This window comes from Halomarina halobia (assembly GCF_029338575.1).
Taxonomy (GTDB): Archaea; Halobacteriota; Halobacteria; order Halobacteriales; family Haloarculaceae; genus Halomarina; species Halomarina halobia.
This window is the reverse complement of the sequence record NZ_CP119992.1, coordinates 379,200-393,557: the sequence shown is the minus strand read 5'-3', so window position 1 is coordinate 393,557 and position 14,358 is coordinate 379,200. Positions and strand designations below refer to the sequence as shown.

The following is a 14,358-nucleotide window of genomic DNA, read 5'->3' as shown; positions in this document are numbered from 1 at the left end:
AGACGCGGACGCGGCCGGTCCCCAGGGGGAGATCGAAGTCCGTCACACGAGGGTGTCGGGGCGGGTGCTGAAGTAGGTGAACACCAGGCCGAGGCCGAAGCCGTACGCCCAGTGGGCGACGAGCGTGAGCCCCGCGTAGAGGTAGAGCGCGTCCCCGGTCTGGCCCGTGTAGAACGCGAGGACGAACCCGGTCCACAGCACCGTGCCGAACGAGACGCCGCGGCGCGCCATCGTCTTCCCGGGGAGGTACCGCTCGACCGAGGCGTACAGCAGCGGCCACGCCGTCATCCCCCCGGCGAGGAAGATGAGGTAGCCCACGGCCACCAGCAGCCCTGGGTCGAGGACCGCCTGCAGGTTGATCAGGCGGGCAATGTCGGCGAAGGACGCCGTGTCGAAGGCACCCACTCCCTGGGCGACGAGCAGGACGACGGTCATGAGCGCCGTACCGACGAACCCCCCCGCGGCCCCGATGATCCCGTCGACGATAGCGCCCACCAGTTCGTCCGTCGGCTCGCTCGTATCGGCGAGCGTCGTCTCCTCGGTGTCGTCGAGCGCCATGGTAGCACGTACGGCGCGGCGCGACAAAAGTCCGCGCCACGCGTTAACACGACCGGCCGCGCGCCCAGTCGAGCATGTCGGCGTAGAAGGGATCGCTCTCGAGCGCTGCGGCGTCGCCGACGAGGCAGAGCGCGCGCTTCGCCCGCGTGAGCGCGACGTTCACCCGCCGGTGATCCTCGAAGATGGGCCCGTCGAGGCTCCCCGTGGCGACGAACGAGACGACGACGACCTCCTTCGCCGACCCCTGGAACCGGTCTACGGTGTCCACCGCGACGCCCGCCGGCACGCGCCTCCCGATCTCGGCCACCTGCGCCCGGAAGGGGGCGATGACGCCCACGTCCCCCGGCGCGACGCCCGCCGCCAGGTAGGCCTCGACCACCTCCCGCACGCGCGCTGCCTCCGCGGCGTTCGTGTTCCCGGCCGCGCGCCCGTCCGGATCGACGAACGTCACGGCGTCGCGCAGTTCGGTCGGGAGGGCGTCCGCGTCCACGCCGTCGAGGTCGTCGAGGCGTCGGCCCGCCACCTCGGGCGTCGCCGGCCTGAGCCTCCCGTCGTAGAACGCGGTCGAGGAGAAGTACTGGATGCGCTGGCTCATGCGGTACTGCCGGTCGAGCAGCACCGACGCCTCGGGGTAGCGCTCGACGAGGCGCTCGAACAGCGATCGGCGCAGCGCGTTCTCGCTGCGCACCACCGGCGGTAGCTGCTGGTGGTCCCCGACGAGGACGAACCGGTCGGCGAGGTTCACGGCCGCGAGCGTCGCGGGCTCGGTGAGCTGTCCCGCCTCGTCGATCACGGCCGCGTCGAACGAACACTCCCGGAGGATCCGGGAGCCACAGGAGGCGGTGGTGGCGGCGACGACCGGCGCGGAGCGAAGTTCGCGCACCCGCTCGCCGGGGTCGCCGCGCGGGTCGAGCCGGTGGTCGAGCACGTCCTCGCGGATCCCCGTCTCGGTGCCGATCCGGACGAAGTCGTCGAAGCCCTGTTCTCGTAACGCCTCGAGCGCGTTGTCCACCGCGCGGTTCGTGAACGCCGACAGCAGGACGCGCTCGCCCCGCTCGACCAGCGCCCGGACCGTCCGTGCGAGCGTGTAGGTCTTCCCCGTCCCCGGCGGCCCCTGGATCAGCGCGCAGTCCTCGGCGGTGACCGCGAGTCGAACCGCCCGGTCCTGGGCGTCGTTGTTGTCGATGAACGTCCCGTCCGTCTCCGAGAACCGGGGTGCGCGCCGTCCGAACAGTACGTCCTTGCGCTCGGTCGACCCCTTCAGGACGGCGTCGTGCAGCGCGGTGAGCATCCGGTCGACGGAGAGCTCGGAGGGGTAGACGTCGAGGCGGCGAAGCTCCACGGGCTCGTCGGTCGTGACGACCACCTCCGGCGAGAGCCGCTCGACGCGGGCGAGTTCGGCCGTCCCCCGGGTGGGGTGGCCGTCGCTCGCGAGCACCACGTCGCCCTCGCGGATCTTGGAGACGGCGTCGGTCCCCGCCGCGCGCAGCTCCCACCGGCCGTCGTCTCGCTGCCGATTTCCGACGGGTTCGAGGTCCACGAGCGCCCGGTCGTCGTCGGCGCGCTCCGCCGCCGTCTGCTCCCACAGCTTCGCGTACTCGCGGTGGACCTCCCGTCGCTCCTCCTCGATGGCCCGGTAGAGGCGATCGAAGTACTCGCGCTCCTCCTCGGGGACGGCGCGGCCGACGCTCCCCGCCTTCGACTCCTGGTCGAGCCGTCCGGAGACGACCATGCAGGTGTCCCGCTCGAAGCAGTACTCGCACTTCGCGTCGGCCTCGTAGCCCGTCGGCACGTCCCCCCGCGCCTCCGTCGCGGCGATGGCGTTGCGCTGGCGGAGGACGTAGTTCACGAGGCCGGAGCCGATGGAGAAGTCCTTCGCCGGCGTCAGGTCGCCGGTCTCCTCGTTGCGGTCGAGTGCGCTGTTCTTCGTGTAGAGGAGGGTGCCGGTGTCGGGCAGCGCGCGCCCGCCGTCGGACGCGGTCGCGGTTCCCGCCGCGCGGTCCCGCTCGGCCAGCAGGAGGGCGTAGCAGGCCGCCTGCACCTTGTCCTGGAAGCGCGGCTCCTTCCGGAGGTTCTTTCCGGTCTTCAGCTCGACGGGGACGCCGCGGCGGACCGCGTCGGCGCGGCCCTTGATGCCCACCCGCTCGCCGACGAGCGTCTGCTCGGAGCGCCACTCGCTCCGCTCGGGACCGAAGTCCCGATTCGAGTCGTCGCCGGATGGGTCGTCGATCGAGGCCCCGTCGTCTCCGCCGTCGCCGCCGAGCCGCCCCTGGCTGAGCCACCCCTCGATGGCGCGGGCGTTGCGGCGCACGTCGTCGGTCACCTCCTCGCGGTCGCGTCCGAGCAGGCCGAGTTCGAGCCCCGCGTCGGCCACGTGGTCGTCGATGGCCGCCTCGAGGTCCCGCCCGCGGAGCAGGTCGCCGAACACCTCGTGGACGAGCGTCCCCATCACCACGGGGTAGTTCAGCGGGACCCCCGAGAGCTTGTTCAGGTAGTACATCCGCGGGCACTGCACCCACGAGCGGACGTCGGTCACGTCCACTAGGAAGTCCGGCTCGACGACGACGAGCGACCCCTTCGACGTGCCGTACGTCGTCTCGCCGTTCCACTCGCGTTCCTCGGGATCGGTCACGAGCAGCTCCATCCCCGGGTCGAGCACCTCGGCGGTCTCGGCCCACTTGCCCCACAGCGTCACCGTCGCGGGGGCGGCGGCTCCCCCGTCGGGGCGGAGGCGCACCTCGGCCAGTTCGCGCTCGCCGTAGCGCGTCTCGACGGTTCGCGGGTCGTTCACCTCGACGACGGGGCCACGCAGCGTCACGACCGGAACCGATACCTCCGGGAGAAAGAGGTTGTCGGTCGGCTACGTTCCCGGCGCGCAGAACCCGTCGCTACCGAGTCACGTCACCGACTCGTCAATTATTTCGCGAAAGTTAATCACGAATGGAATAGGCAATCGTTGTCGGGAGGCGTCCGTTTACGAGTACGTCATGGCATGGTGGGGGTATCCATGGCTCAGGGAGAACAGCGGCAGTCAGGGGAAGCCGTCGAGACGGCGGGATCGGGGTTCGGACTCGATCTCTTCGCGGCGCGGACCTCGGGACGGGAGCGGACGCGGTACCTGCTCCACGCGCTGGTGTACGTCGTCGGCCTCTCGCTCGTCGTCTGGCCGGGCGTCGTCCCGTTCAACACCGTCGAGCCGTACGTCCTCGGGATGCCGTTCGTCCTCTTCTGGACGGCCTTCTCGCTGCTCGTCGTCTTCGCGAACACCGTGCTGCTGTACCGCTTCGAGTACGGCAGCTTCCTGAACTGAGATGGCGACGACCGGGCAACTGATCGTCCTCGGCGTGCCGATCGCGTACCTGGTCGTCGCGCTCGTCGTCGGTCTCGCCGGCCGCGGATCGGCCGAGCAGACGACCACCGAGGGGTTCATCGCGGGCAACCGCGGCATCGGTCTCGTGGTGCTCTACTTCATCATGGGCGCGTCGATCATGAGCGCGTTCGCGTTCCTCGGCGGACCGGGTGAGGCCTACAGCCAAGGGGCCGCCGCCTACTACGTGCTCGCCTACACCGGCTTCGGGATGGTCCTCTGGTACCTGTTCGGCCCGAAGGCCGCCAGGCTGGGCCGGAAGTTCGGGTACGTCACGCAGGCGGAGCTCGTCGCCGACCGGTACCGGAGTCCGACCCTCTCGGCGCTGATGGCCGTCGCCAGCATCGGGGCGTTCATCCCCTACACCGTCCTCCAGATGAAGGGCGTGGGGTACATCCTGAGCGAGGCCAGCGGCGGGATGCTTCCCTTCTGGGCGGCGGCGCTCATCCCGTTTCTCGTCATCGTCGCCTACGTCCTCGCGAGCGGGATGATGGGCGTCGGCTGGTCGAACGTCCTCCAGGGCGTGATGATGCTCGTGCTCGCGTGGGGGCTCGGCCTCTATCTCCCCTTCGAGCTCTACGGCGGCATCGGCCCGATGTTCGAGTCGATCGCGGCCCGGAAGTCCGAGTTCCTCGTCATCGGCGGCGAGGCGACCGGCATGCCGATGCTCACCTACTCGAGTACGGTCGTCGTGTCGGTGCTCGGGTTCGTCATGTGGCCCCACCTGTTCATGCGGGCGTACACCGCCGACTCCGAGCGCACGCTGAAGAAGACCATCGCGTTCTACCCGACGTTCGGGCTCATCATGGTGCCCATCCTGCTCATCGGGTTCGCGGGCGTCCTCTACGCACCGGGCGTCGAGCCGGCGGACAACATCCTCCCCTACATGGTGACGAACCTCGGGCTGAACCCGTGGATCGTCGGCTTCCTGTTCGCGGGCGGCCTCGCCGCCGCGATGAGCAGCGCCGACTCGATCGTCCACGCCGCCGCGAGCGTCTTCACGCGCGACTTCTATCGCCGCGTCGTCGACCCCGACGTGAGCGACCGTCGGCAGACGCAACTCACGCAGGTGGCGGTCGTCGGCGTCGTCGCCGTCTCCTACTACTTCGCGGTCGTCAGCACGATGGACATCGTGGACCTGCTCGCCGGCGCGTACGGCGCTGTCATCCAGTTCCTCCCGCTGATCTTCGGCGTGTTCTTCTGGCCGCGCGCCACGAGGGAGGGAGCGATCGCGGGGCTCGTCGCCGGGAGCGCCGTCACCGTCCTCTACACGTTCGTCCTCCCGTCGCCGTACGGCGTCCACGCGGGGCTGTGGGGGCTGTTCGTCACGACCGCGCTGTTCGTCGCCGTCAGCCTCGTCACGACCGTCGACGACCCGGAGCACGCCCGGAAGTTCGTCGTCGAGTCCCGTCCCGACCACGCGCGGCGGGACGCGCCGACCCCCTCGTCGGGCGACGCGGTTCCGGGCGACGACTGAGTCGGCGGGCGACGCGCGGGCGATGCCCCGACCGCCGAAGACACGGGCGGAACGGACGGGAGCCGCCGGGGGTGCATTTTTACGTGGGGACGGTGGAGGGTCGGACATGAGCGACACGGACGTCTCCCCGGGCGACACCTACACCTACTCCCGGACGTTCACGCGCGACGACGTCGAGCAGTTCACCGAGATCTCGAAGGACGAGGGGGAACACCACCTCGAGACGGACGAGCAGGGGCGGGTCGTCGTCCACGGCCTGCTGACGGCGACGCTCCCGACGAAGCTCGGCGGCGACCTGGATTACCTCGCTCGCGACATGGTCTTCGAGTTTCGCAAGCCGGTCTACACCGACGAGGAGATCAGCTGCGAACTGACCGTCCTCGACGTGGCGGATCGGAACGGCGGCGTCGACCTCTCGGCCGAGGCCATCTGCACCAACGAGGACGACGAGGTGGTGCTGACCGGCGAGTTCGAGGGCGTCATCTTCGAGTGAGATGAGCGCGCCCGTCGCACCGACCGGCTCCGGAGATCGGCTCGGCGCGGCTCGGCGCGCTTCGACGCGAGACGACGAAGGGAGAGCGGTCAGGGATCGGTCAGTCCTGTTGCTGCTCCTGCTCCCGGTCGAACTGCTCGCTGATCCGTGAGAGCCTGTCGAGCGCCTCCTGCTCCTCGCGCATGTTCCGTTCGAGTCTGTCGGCGGCGTCGTCCATCCCGAGGTCGGCGGCCAGGGGAGTGAGGTTGCCGTAGGTGGCGATCTCGTAGTGCTCGGTCTTCTGTCCGGCGGCGATGTCGAACCGTTCGAGGACCCTCTCGTCGGAGTTCTGCTCCACGAACTCCTGGTGCTCCTGAATCATCGCGTCGACGACCCGGTCCTGTTTCGTCTCGGGCGACGCGTCCATGCTCTCGAAGACCTCCTCCAGACGGTCGACGTGTCCCCGGGTCTCCTCACGGTGTTCCGAGAACGCCTGCTTCACCCTCTCGTCGGACACCTCCTCCTCCTCCATCTGCTGGAGCGCGTCGACGAGTTGTTGTTCGGTGTAGTACACCTTCTGTAGCCCCTCTTCGAACAGCTGCTCGAGCGCGTCGGAATCAGCGGACATGATGCGGTCGGACGTTAGTCCACGACCTCAATGAGCGGCCTCGTTGCGCCTGAGAGGAGTATAAACCCCGGTCGGGTAACCGCCCTCGTCGGGCCACAGTCCGGCGTCTCGGACGGTGTGACGCGGGGGCTATCGCGGCGGGCAGTCCGGGCGGCGGATCACTCGAAGTCCGGGTCCCGCTTCTCGACGAACGCCTCCATCCCCTCACGCTGGTCGTGCGTGCCGAACAGCCCGCTCCAGAGGCGGCGCTCGTAGGTGAGCCCGGCCGAGAGGTCGGACTCGTGGACGTAGTTGAGCGCCTCCTTCGCCGCCTGCAGGGCGAAGGCGGGCTTCGCGGCGAGGTCGGCGGCCATGTCCGCGACGTAGTCGTCGAGTTCGCCCTGCGCGACCACCTCGTCGACGAGTCCCATCTGCTGGGCGTCCTGGCCGTCGACGCGCTCGGCGAAGAAGACGAGGCGACGGGCCATCGAGTCGCCGACCAGCCGCGAGAGGCGCTGGGTGCCGCCCCAGCCGGGGACGATGCCGAGGTCGATCTCGGTCTGCCCGATGACGGCGTTCTCGCTCGCCACGCGGAGGTCGGAGGCGAGCGCGAGTTCGCAGCCGCCGCCGAAGGCGTAGCCGTTCACGGCGGCGATGACGGGCGCGGGGAACCCCTCGATGGCGTCGGTGGCCCGGTGGCCCAGCTCGGCGTAGCGCTGGGCCTCGTCCACCGACAGCTGCGACATGTACTCGATGTCCGCGCCGGCGACGAACGCCTTCTCGCCCGCCCCGGTGAGGACGAGCGCGCGCACGTCCTCCTCGCGCAGTCCCTCGAGCGCGTCGAGCAACGCCCGGAGCACCTCCGTGTCGAGGGCGTTCAGTCGGTCGGGGCGGTTGACGGTGAGCGTCGCGACGGCACCGTCGCGGTCGAGCAGGACGGGTTCTGTCTCGGACATGTGCGAGGGAATGGCCAGCGGCGGTATAGTTCTGCCCCCGCGCCGGGCCTGCGCGTTCGCGCGGAGCCGACACGTTCATTGGAGGCGGCGACGAACCGACGCCGTATGCGTGTGCGGGACTGGCAGGACATCCTGCGCGAGGTGGTCGACGCGAGGGCCGATCCGGCCGAGTGGCGGGCCGTCGCGGGCGACCGGAGCCGGGGGATCGGCGAGGACATGTTCCTCGCCCACCCGCGGGTGGGCGTCTTCCAGCTCAAGACGTACGCGAAGAACCCGTTCGAGGTGCGCGGCGTCGGCGCGGAGGTCGCCCGACGGATCGACGACGACATCGACCCGTTCCTCCCGACCGACGGAACGGGACGGTTCGGCGTCCGTTCGCCCCCGACCGACGAGGACGAGGCCGAGACCGCCGCGAAGCGCCTGGCGACCGTCGTCGAGACGCACGCCGACGCGCCGACGACCCCCGACGCCTTCTTCGAGGACGTGATGGACGCCGTCGACAGTCCCGCCTACGGACCGATGACCTACGAGGGATTCGGGCGGGGACGGCCCGACGACCTCGACGCGCTCGCCGACGAGTTCGAGGAGGCCGAGCGCCTCCTCGAGGCCGAGTTCGGCGACCTCGTCGAGGAGGCCGACCGGGGATTCCAGTAGGGTTAGGTCCCGTCGGGCGCACGATCACGTATGGACGCCGAGACGACAGTCCGCGAGTACTACGCGGCGCTCCGGAACGGAGATCCGCTCGCCCCCTTCTTTCTCGACGCCCCCTCGGTGGTGAAGTTCGGCCTCTCGGAGCGACTGGCCGGGTACGACGAGATCGCGGCGGGGTTGCGCGAGCAGACCCGGACGACGACCGACTGGGTCGTCGGGAGTTCGAACCTGGCGGTCGAGCGGCGCGACGACGCGGGGTGGTTCTCGGACGACGTGTTCCTGGCGTGGACGGACGTCGACCGGGGGGTCAGGTTCGAGTTCGACACGCGCTGGAGCGGCACGCTCGTCCGCGACGGCGGGTGGCGCTTCGCGGGGATGCACGTCAGCACCGCCCGGGAGGGGCTCTGATGGTCGGTCCGATGCCCGACGAGGACCGGGAGTCGCTCACGCGACGACTGAAGGCCTTCTTCGCGCTCCTCATCGGCGCCTCCGCCGGTCTCATCACCTCGCAGGGGAACGCGACGCCCCTCGAGGTCGCCCTGATCGCGCTCCTCGGCACCGTCTTCGGCGCGCTCGTCGTCTGGCTCGTCTTTCCCGGTTCCGGCGGCGACGAACCCGCGGGTCGCTGACGAGCGCGTCGTCTGCCCGCGCGGCGTGTCACACGAACTGCGTCGCATCGCACCGCGTCGTCGCCGCGTAAAATGGGTGACCCCTCCACCGCATCGCCTGGTCCGTGCCTCTGACAGCACCTTCTCCGCCGAGAAGGCGACCGGTTTCGCGCGCCATCCGCGGTTCGGCCCGCGCCGGTTCGCTCCTGCTTCCGTCGGGACGGTCGATACGTGCTGGGGTGCGTGGGGATGTTGCACCGTGGGGAAGTTCGCGTGCCGCCGACCGATCCGCCCTCGACGTTCACGCCCTCGTGGGCGCTCCTCGGGAGAGGTCACTCGACACCATGCGGATCGTTCTGTTCACCGTTTCCCCTGATAGTGGAGGGTCTTTTTGTGGGGCCGTCGTACTCGGCCGCCTGCGCCATATCGCGGTACACCTTAGTGCGCGTACGTCCCACACAGGCACGATGACACGAGCAAGCGTCGTCGGCGCCGGAATGACCACGTTCGGCGTCCACGATTCGACCCTTGCGGAGCTGTTCGCCGCCGCGGCGCTCGACGCATACGACGACGCGGGCGTCTCCCCCGACGAGGTGGACGCGTTCTACTTCGGGAACGCGATGGGCGGGCTGACCGAGAACGACACACACCTCGCGCCGAAGCTCGCCTCGGAGGTGGGCATCGCGGGCGTCCCCGCCCAGCGCTTCGAGGACGCCTGCGCCACGTCGTCTAACGCGTTCAAGAACGCCGTCCAGGCCGTCGAGGCGGGGATCCACGACACCGTCCTCGTCGGCGGCGTCGAGCGGTGCACCCCCGAGACGGGGCTCGGGACGGGCGAGATGACGCGGATCTTCGCCAGCGCCTCCCACCGGCAGTACGAGCAGCCGACGGGCCTCACCTTCCCCGGCGTCTTCGCCCTGCTGACGAAGCGCCACATGCACGAGTACGGCACCACCGAGGAGCAGCTCGCGCACGTCGCCGTCAAGAACCACGCCAACGGGACGCGAAACCCGCGCGCGCACTTCGGCAAGGAGATCACCGTCGAGGACGTGCTCGAGTCGCCGCTGGTCGCCGATCCGTTTCGCCTGATGGACTGCTGTCCGTTCTCCGACGGCGCGAGCGCGGTGATCGTCACCGGCGACGACCGCGCCGACTCCTACGACGCCCCGGTCGACGTGGCCGGCGTCGGGCACGCGACCGACGTCGTCCCGCTCTCGGCGAAGCCCGTCCCGCACGCCACGCGGGCCGCGCGCGACGCCGCCGCGCAGGCGTACGAGCAGGCGGAAGCGAGCGCCGACGGGATGGCCTTCGCCGAGGTCCACGACTGCTTCACCGGCGCGGAGGTGATGGCGAGCGAGGCCATCGGCTTCTTCGAGGACGGCGAGGGCGGCCCCGCCGCCGAGGAGGGACGGACCGCCCTCGACGGCGACCGGCCGATCAACCCCTCCGGCGGCCTGAAGGCGAAGGGCCACCCGATCGGTGCGACCGGGACCGGCCAGATCGTCGAACTGACCGAACAGCTCCGGGGCGACGCCGGGAAACGGCAGATCGACGGGGCGGAGCGCGCCGTGGCACACAACCTGGGCGGCGACGCCGGTACGACCGTCGTGACGGTCATGGAGGTGCGCCGATGAGCCTCGCGCACGGGGAGTGGGCGGCCGCGCTGCGCGAGGGCGACCTCCTCGGCGTCGAGTGCGCCGACTGCGGGACGACCTACGGCACGCCCTTCTCCGTCTGTAACGCCTGCGGCGGGCGCGACCTGGAGGCCGTCGACCTCCCCGAGGAGGGGGAGGTCTACACGGAGACGACGGTCACCGTCCCGCCCGTCGGCTTCGAGGGGCCCTACCGCGTCGGCATCGTTCAGGTCGGTCCGGCGCGCGTGACGGCGCGCATCGAGGGCGAGGCGGCCATCGGCGACCGCGTCGTCTTCGACGGCGCGATGGAGGCCGACGACGGCCATCCCGCGCCGATCTTCCGCGCCGAGGACTGAGCGGCGCTCGGAATAGAAGGGACGCTTCAAAACGCCCCGGCGAACACCTTCGGCGCGGTCTTCCGGAGGATGTTCACCCCGATGACGAACAGCATCCCCACGACCGCGCGGTTGAACCAGGTCTCGTCGACGCCGAGGCGGCGCAGGTAGGTGCCGAGAAAGAGGCCGACGAGCGTGACGACCGAGATCGCACAGCCGAGCCACAGCAGCGGCGGCGTCAGCAGGCCGACGGCGATCGACTGGGCGATCTTCACGGTGAACACGAACGCGAACACCATCGACAGCCCGCCGACGTAGCGCTCGCGGTCCCGCTCGAAGGTGTGGAGGTAGGCGGGCAAGAGCGGCCCGAGGTTCGCCGCGCCGAGGAGAAAGCCCTCCAGCAGGCCGACGCCGCCGAGCGCGACCGGGTGGTGGGCCTCCTCGACCACGACGAAGTTCCGGAGCACCTGGTAGGCCACGTAGGCGAGGATCAGGAGCGCGATGAGCAGGGGGACGAGCGGGCCGGTCCGGAACTCGGCGAGGAACGTGACGCCGGCGACGGTGCCGACGACCGCGAGCGCGATCAGCGGCCACTCGCGGCGCACGTAGTCGAGGCCGGTGTTCGTCTCGCCCACCTGAAAGACGTTGATCATCCACGGTGGGACGGCGAGGACGACGACCGCCACGACGGGGTCCACGTCGATGACGGAGGCGAGCACCGGCGTCGCGATGAGCGCGTAGCCGAAGCCGATAGCGCCCTTTACCACTCCTGCGACGACGGCGACGAGGAAGACGAGGGCGAGCGTTCCGGTCGTCACCTCCGCCGAGAGCGTCGACGTGACGCGGTCCGCGCCGGGGTAGAGGACGACCGTCCCCGCGAGGACGGCCGCGGTCGCGAGCGACATCAGGACCTCGCGGTAGCGCAACGAGCGGAGGTTCTCGACGAACGATCCCGGGTCGACGATAGCGGAGTGGTTAGCCATTGGTCTCGAAGATAGCCGAGTACCGCCGCTAGAAGGCTCTCGTAGATATACCCGTCAACAGCGGTAACGATGGCCGAGAGCTGTGACGCGGCGTCAGGCGACGCGGGTGAGCCAGCGGGTCGGGTTGCGCAGTTCGTCGTCGGTCGGGAGGTTCTCGGGGCGCTCCCAGACGAGGTTCGCGGTTCGGAGATCGCGGGCGTTGACGACGGCCTCGAAGAAGTCCTTGCCGCGCTCGTACTGGCGGCGCTTGCGTCCTAGACCGAGCAGTCGGCGGATCAGCTGTGCGATCGGTCCGCCGCCCCGGCGGCGCGCGTCGAGCTTTCGCCTGAGGTCCTCGTACTCCTCGTCGAACGTCTGGTCCATCAGGAGTTCGGCGTAGCCCTCGACGGCGGTCATCGTGGTGTCGATGGCGAGGAAGTCGTCGCGGTTGAAGCGCGCGGCGGAGAGGTCCCGGAGCGTCGTCTCGATGAGGTCCTCGAGGTGGTCGGTGAGCCACGGCGCGGCCCCGAACTCGGCGGCGTGGGAGACCTCGTGGAAGGCGATCCACCGTCGGAAGCGGTCCTCGTCGGCGTCGAGCTGGCGGGAGACGCGCCGGATGTTCGGGTGGACGAAGTAGAGCGAGTGGTCGTCCCCCGCACCCGGGGAGAGCAGCCGCGGGTCGTACTGGCCCAGGACGTTGTTCGCGAGGAAGCCGACGGCGAAGGCCATCGACCCGGTGTTGAGCGACCGCGCGATCCCCGGCATGAGCCCCGCCTCGGGTTCGAGCAGGTCGAGGATGCGCTCGAAGGTGACGACGTTCGCGTCGATCCAGTGGTGGCGGTTCTGGATCTCGACCGTCTCGGGGAGGTCGAAGTCGACGCCCGCGACCGACCTGATTTGATCGCGCGCCGCTCGGACGTCGGCGGCGTACGCCCGCTCGTCGGCCGGCGCGAGGTCGAGCGTCCCTGGCGCGGTGACCGCCTTCGCCGCGTCGCCGACCGCGACCCAGTCGACGGGCCCCTCGCCGGACGCGTCCGTGACGGCCCGCACCGCGCGATAGAAGTTCATAACGGAGGGAGGCGGGTGCGGGGCAAAGGCCTTCCGACTACTCGGGTTCCCCGACGAGGTTCTCGGACGGCCCCTCAACGTCGACCCGGTAGTCCTCGTACTCCTCGCCCTCCTCGTCGCCGCCGCGGAGCTTCACGACCGCCGCCGTCCCGACGAGGAAGGCGAGGCCGACGACGGCCGCGACGGCGCGCTTACGGTTCGACCGGTCCTCCTCCGTCTCGAACGTGTCGGGGTCGAACTCGGCCGGTTCGCCGCCGGCCTCCTCGTCCTCCTCTCCGCCCCGCCCGCGGAACCTCCTGACGGCGAGGAACCCGCCGACGGCCGTCAGGAGCGCGACGACGAGACCGACGACCGCGAGGAGCTTTCCGCGTCCGCCGCCGCTCTCGCCCTCGCTCTCCTCCCGCTCGCCGCCCTCGTACTGCCGCGAGAAGGGCGCGTTGAACCTCGAACCGCTCAGGTCGACCTTGAAGACGGTGATGTCGGGCATGGGTTCACAATCGGGACGCGGGGATTTAGCGTTTGGCAGGCAGCGAGAATCGGGCGTCGCCACCCCCGACCATCGAGACGTTGATACGTCCGGCAGTAGACAGTAACGCGCATGGACGGACCGCAGCGCGAGTTCCTCGACGACCTCCTCTCGACGCACAGCCCCTCGGGGTTCGAGTCACCCGCGCTCCGCGCGTGGGTGGACTACGTCTCCGAGTTCGCCGACGACGTGAGCGTCGACGCCTACGGGAACGCCGTCGCCACCCGCGAGGGCGGCGGTAGCGAGAGCGACCGCTCCATCGCCTTCGGCGGCCACGCCGACGAGATCGGCCTGATGATACGGGATATCGACGACGACGGCTTCCTCGCGCTGACGCGCGTCGGCGGGGCCGACCGGACCGTCGTGCGCGGCCAGCACGTCGTCGTCCACGCCGACGAGCCGGTGTCGGGCGTCGTGGGGCAGACGGCGGTCCACCTGCGCGACCGCGACGACGACGCAGTCCCCGAGATCCGCGAGATCTACGTCGACATCGGCGTCGGCTCGCGGGAGGAAGCGGAGGAACTCGTCGAGGTGGGCGATCCCGTCACCATCGTCGGGCGCGTCGAGGCGTTACGGGGGACGCGCCTCGCGGCGCGCGGGATGGACAACCGCGTCGGGATCTGGGCGGCGGCCGAGGGGTTGCGCCGGGCCGCAGCGCGCGACGCCGAGGTCACCGTCCACGCCGTCGCCACGGTGCAGGAGGAACTCGGCGCGAACGGTGCGCGCATGGTCGGCTTCGACCTCGCGCCGGACGCGTTCGTCGCCGTGGACGTCACCCACGCGACGGACGCGCCGAAGACGCCCTCGGAGCGGGCGACGACGGTGAAACTCGGCGGCGGGCCGGTCGTCGCCCGCGGGAGCGCGAACCACCGCGGCCTGGTCGCGGGCATTCGCTCGGTCGCCGAGTCCGAAGGAATCGACGTGCAACTGGAGGCGACGGGGAGTTCCACCGGCACGGACGCCGACGCCGTCTTCGCCTCCCGCGGGGCCATCCCCTCGGCGAACGTCGGGCTACCCAACCGCTACATGCACACGCCGGTCGAGGTGATCGACACCGAGGACCTCGACGCGCTCGCGACGCTGCTCGGCGCGGTCGGCGCGAGCGCGTCGGCGTTCGACCTGACGGCCGGGCTCTGA

General features: G+C 70.3%; 16 protein-coding genes. 9 read left to right on the top strand and 7 right to left on the bottom strand.

The window, feature by feature from the left end:
- Nucleotides 1–42: 42 nt before the first annotated feature.
- Both P1K31_RS02105 and P1K31_RS02100 read right to left on the bottom strand, forming a co-directional pair.
- Complete coding sequence (locus P1K31_RS02105; RefSeq protein ID WP_276304624.1) at nt 43–558, bottom strand: DUF6789 family protein; 516 nt, start codon at nt 556–558, stop codon at nt 43–45.
- Between the two features lie 43 nt (nt 559–601).
- Entirely contained in the window at nt 602–3,376 is a 2,775-nt protein-coding gene (locus P1K31_RS02100) for an AAA domain-containing protein (RefSeq protein ID WP_276304623.1), read from the bottom strand.
- A gap of 189 nt (nt 3,377–3,565) precedes the next feature.
- Between P1K31_RS02100 and P1K31_RS02095 the strand changes: the two genes are divergently transcribed.
- From P1K31_RS02095 to P1K31_RS02085, 3 genes are all read left to right on the top strand, one after another.
- Entirely contained in the window at nt 3,566–3,868 is a 303-nt protein-coding gene (locus P1K31_RS02095) for a hypothetical protein (protein WP_276304622.1), read from the top strand.
- Between the two features lies 1 nt (nt 3,869).
- The gene (locus P1K31_RS02090) at nt 3,870–5,402 is read left to right on the top strand and encodes a sodium:solute symporter family protein (RefSeq protein ID WP_276304621.1); all 1,533 of its coding nucleotides are present in this window, start codon (nt 3,870–3,872) and stop codon (nt 5,400–5,402) included.
- 106 nt (nt 5,403–5,508) lie between these two features.
- The gene (locus P1K31_RS02085) at nt 5,509–5,895 is read left to right on the top strand and encodes a hotdog family protein (RefSeq protein ID WP_276304620.1); all 387 of its coding nucleotides are present in this window, start codon (nt 5,509–5,511) and stop codon (nt 5,893–5,895) included.
- 100 nt (nt 5,896–5,995) lie between these two features.
- On the opposite strand, the gene P1K31_RS02080 is transcribed toward P1K31_RS02085, so the two are convergent.
- Together P1K31_RS02080 and P1K31_RS02075 are read right to left on the bottom strand one after the other, a co-directional pair.
- Nucleotides 5,996–6,502 (bottom strand): YciE/YciF ferroxidase family protein, encoded by a 507-nt coding sequence (locus P1K31_RS02080; protein ID WP_276304619.1) that lies wholly within the window; start codon nt 6,500–6,502, stop codon nt 5,996–5,998.
- 158 nt (nt 6,503–6,660) lie between these two features.
- The gene (locus tag P1K31_RS02075) at nt 6,661–7,437 is read right to left on the bottom strand and encodes an enoyl-CoA hydratase/isomerase family protein (RefSeq protein WP_276304618.1); all 777 of its coding nucleotides are present in this window, start codon (nt 7,435–7,437) and stop codon (nt 6,661–6,663) included.
- A 105-nt stretch (nt 7,438–7,542) separates the two neighbouring features.
- Between P1K31_RS02075 and P1K31_RS02070 the strand changes: the two genes are divergently transcribed.
- From P1K31_RS02070 to P1K31_RS02050, 5 genes are all read left to right on the top strand, one after another.
- Nucleotides 7,543–8,091 (top strand): hypothetical protein, encoded by a 549-nt coding sequence (locus P1K31_RS02070; RefSeq protein WP_276304617.1) that lies wholly within the window; start codon nt 7,543–7,545, stop codon nt 8,089–8,091.
- A gap of 30 nt (nt 8,092–8,121) precedes the next feature.
- Complete coding sequence (locus tag P1K31_RS02065) at nt 8,122–8,496, top strand: nuclear transport factor 2 family protein (protein ID WP_276304616.1); 375 nt, start codon at nt 8,122–8,124, stop codon at nt 8,494–8,496.
- The gene (locus tag P1K31_RS02060; protein ID WP_276304615.1) at nt 8,496–8,717 is read left to right on the top strand and encodes a DUF8527 family protein; all 222 of its coding nucleotides are present in this window, start codon (nt 8,496–8,498) and stop codon (nt 8,715–8,717) included. The genes P1K31_RS02065 and P1K31_RS02060 overlap by 1 nt, the downstream gene beginning before the upstream one ends.
- Before the next feature lie 446 nt (nt 8,718–9,163).
- Nucleotides 9,164–10,330, top strand: a complete 1,167-nt coding sequence (locus P1K31_RS02055; protein ID WP_276304614.1) for a thiolase C-terminal domain-containing protein — start codon at nt 9,164–9,166, stop codon at nt 10,328–10,330.
- The gene (locus P1K31_RS02050; protein ID WP_276304613.1) at nt 10,327–10,686 is read left to right on the top strand and encodes a Zn-ribbon domain-containing OB-fold protein; all 360 of its coding nucleotides are present in this window, start codon (nt 10,327–10,329) and stop codon (nt 10,684–10,686) included. Before P1K31_RS02055 ends, P1K31_RS02050 begins: the two co-directional genes overlap by 4 nt.
- A gap of 26 nt (nt 10,687–10,712) precedes the next feature.
- On the opposite strand, the gene P1K31_RS02045 is transcribed toward P1K31_RS02050, so the two are convergent.
- The 3 genes from P1K31_RS02045 to P1K31_RS02035 form a co-directional block, all read right to left on the bottom strand.
- Complete coding sequence (locus P1K31_RS02045; RefSeq protein WP_276304612.1) at nt 10,713–11,648, bottom strand: TSUP family transporter; 936 nt, start codon at nt 11,646–11,648, stop codon at nt 10,713–10,715.
- Between the two features lie 93 nt (nt 11,649–11,741).
- The gene (locus P1K31_RS02040) at nt 11,742–12,695 is read right to left on the bottom strand and encodes a zinc-dependent metalloprotease (RefSeq protein WP_276304611.1); all 954 of its coding nucleotides are present in this window, start codon (nt 12,693–12,695) and stop codon (nt 11,742–11,744) included.
- Between the two features lie 37 nt (nt 12,696–12,732).
- A complete protein-coding gene (locus P1K31_RS02035) occupies nt 12,733–13,182 on the bottom strand; it encodes a hypothetical protein (protein ID WP_276304610.1) in 450 nt (149 codons plus the stop codon).
- Nucleotides 13,183–13,293: 111 nt separating this feature from the next.
- Between P1K31_RS02035 and P1K31_RS02030 the strand changes: the two genes are divergently transcribed.
- The gene (locus tag P1K31_RS02030) at nt 13,294–14,358 is read left to right on the top strand and encodes a M20/M25/M40 family metallo-hydrolase (RefSeq protein WP_276304609.1); all 1,065 of its coding nucleotides are present in this window, start codon (nt 13,294–13,296) and stop codon (nt 14,356–14,358) included.

What these genes read in the sequence shown, in the direction of transcription:
- P1K31_RS02105 (WP_276304624.1), bottom strand. Translation starts at nt 558, where the DNA reads ATGGCGCTCGACGACACCGAGGAGACGACGCTCGCCGATACGAGCGAG.
- P1K31_RS02095 (WP_276304622.1), top strand. Translation starts at nt 3,566, where the DNA reads ATGGCTCAGGGAGAACAGCGGCAGTCAGGGGAAGCCGTCGAGACGGCG.
- P1K31_RS02090 (WP_276304621.1), top strand. Translation starts at nt 3,870, where the DNA reads ATGGCGACGACCGGGCAACTGATCGTCCTCGGCGTGCCGATCGCGTAC.
- P1K31_RS02085 (WP_276304620.1), top strand. Translation starts at nt 5,509, where the DNA reads ATGAGCGACACGGACGTCTCCCCGGGCGACACCTACACCTACTCCCGG.
- P1K31_RS02080 (WP_276304619.1), bottom strand. Translation starts at nt 6,502, where the DNA reads ATGTCCGCTGATTCCGACGCGCTCGAGCAGCTGTTCGAAGAGGGGCTA.
- P1K31_RS02075 (WP_276304618.1), bottom strand. Translation starts at nt 7,437, where the DNA reads ATGTCCGAGACAGAACCCGTCCTGCTCGACCGCGACGGTGCCGTCGCG.
- P1K31_RS02070 (WP_276304617.1), top strand. Translation starts at nt 7,543, where the DNA reads ATGCGTGTGCGGGACTGGCAGGACATCCTGCGCGAGGTGGTCGACGCG.
- P1K31_RS02065 (WP_276304616.1), top strand. Translation starts at nt 8,122, where the DNA reads ATGGACGCCGAGACGACAGTCCGCGAGTACTACGCGGCGCTCCGGAAC.
- P1K31_RS02060 (WP_276304615.1), top strand. Translation starts at nt 8,496, where the DNA reads ATGGTCGGTCCGATGCCCGACGAGGACCGGGAGTCGCTCACGCGACGA.
- P1K31_RS02055 (WP_276304614.1), top strand. Translation starts at nt 9,164, where the DNA reads ATGACACGAGCAAGCGTCGTCGGCGCCGGAATGACCACGTTCGGCGTC.
- P1K31_RS02050 (WP_276304613.1), top strand. Translation starts at nt 10,327, where the DNA reads ATGAGCCTCGCGCACGGGGAGTGGGCGGCCGCGCTGCGCGAGGGCGAC.
- P1K31_RS02045 (WP_276304612.1), bottom strand. Translation starts at nt 11,648, where the DNA reads ATGGCTAACCACTCCGCTATCGTCGACCCGGGATCGTTCGTCGAGAAC.
- P1K31_RS02040 (WP_276304611.1), bottom strand. Translation starts at nt 12,695, where the DNA reads ATGAACTTCTATCGCGCGGTGCGGGCCGTCACGGACGCGTCCGGCGAG.
- P1K31_RS02035 (WP_276304610.1), bottom strand. Translation starts at nt 13,182, where the DNA reads ATGCCCGACATCACCGTCTTCAAGGTCGACCTGAGCGGTTCGAGGTTC.
- P1K31_RS02030 (WP_276304609.1), top strand. Translation starts at nt 13,294, where the DNA reads ATGGACGGACCGCAGCGCGAGTTCCTCGACGACCTCCTCTCGACGCAC.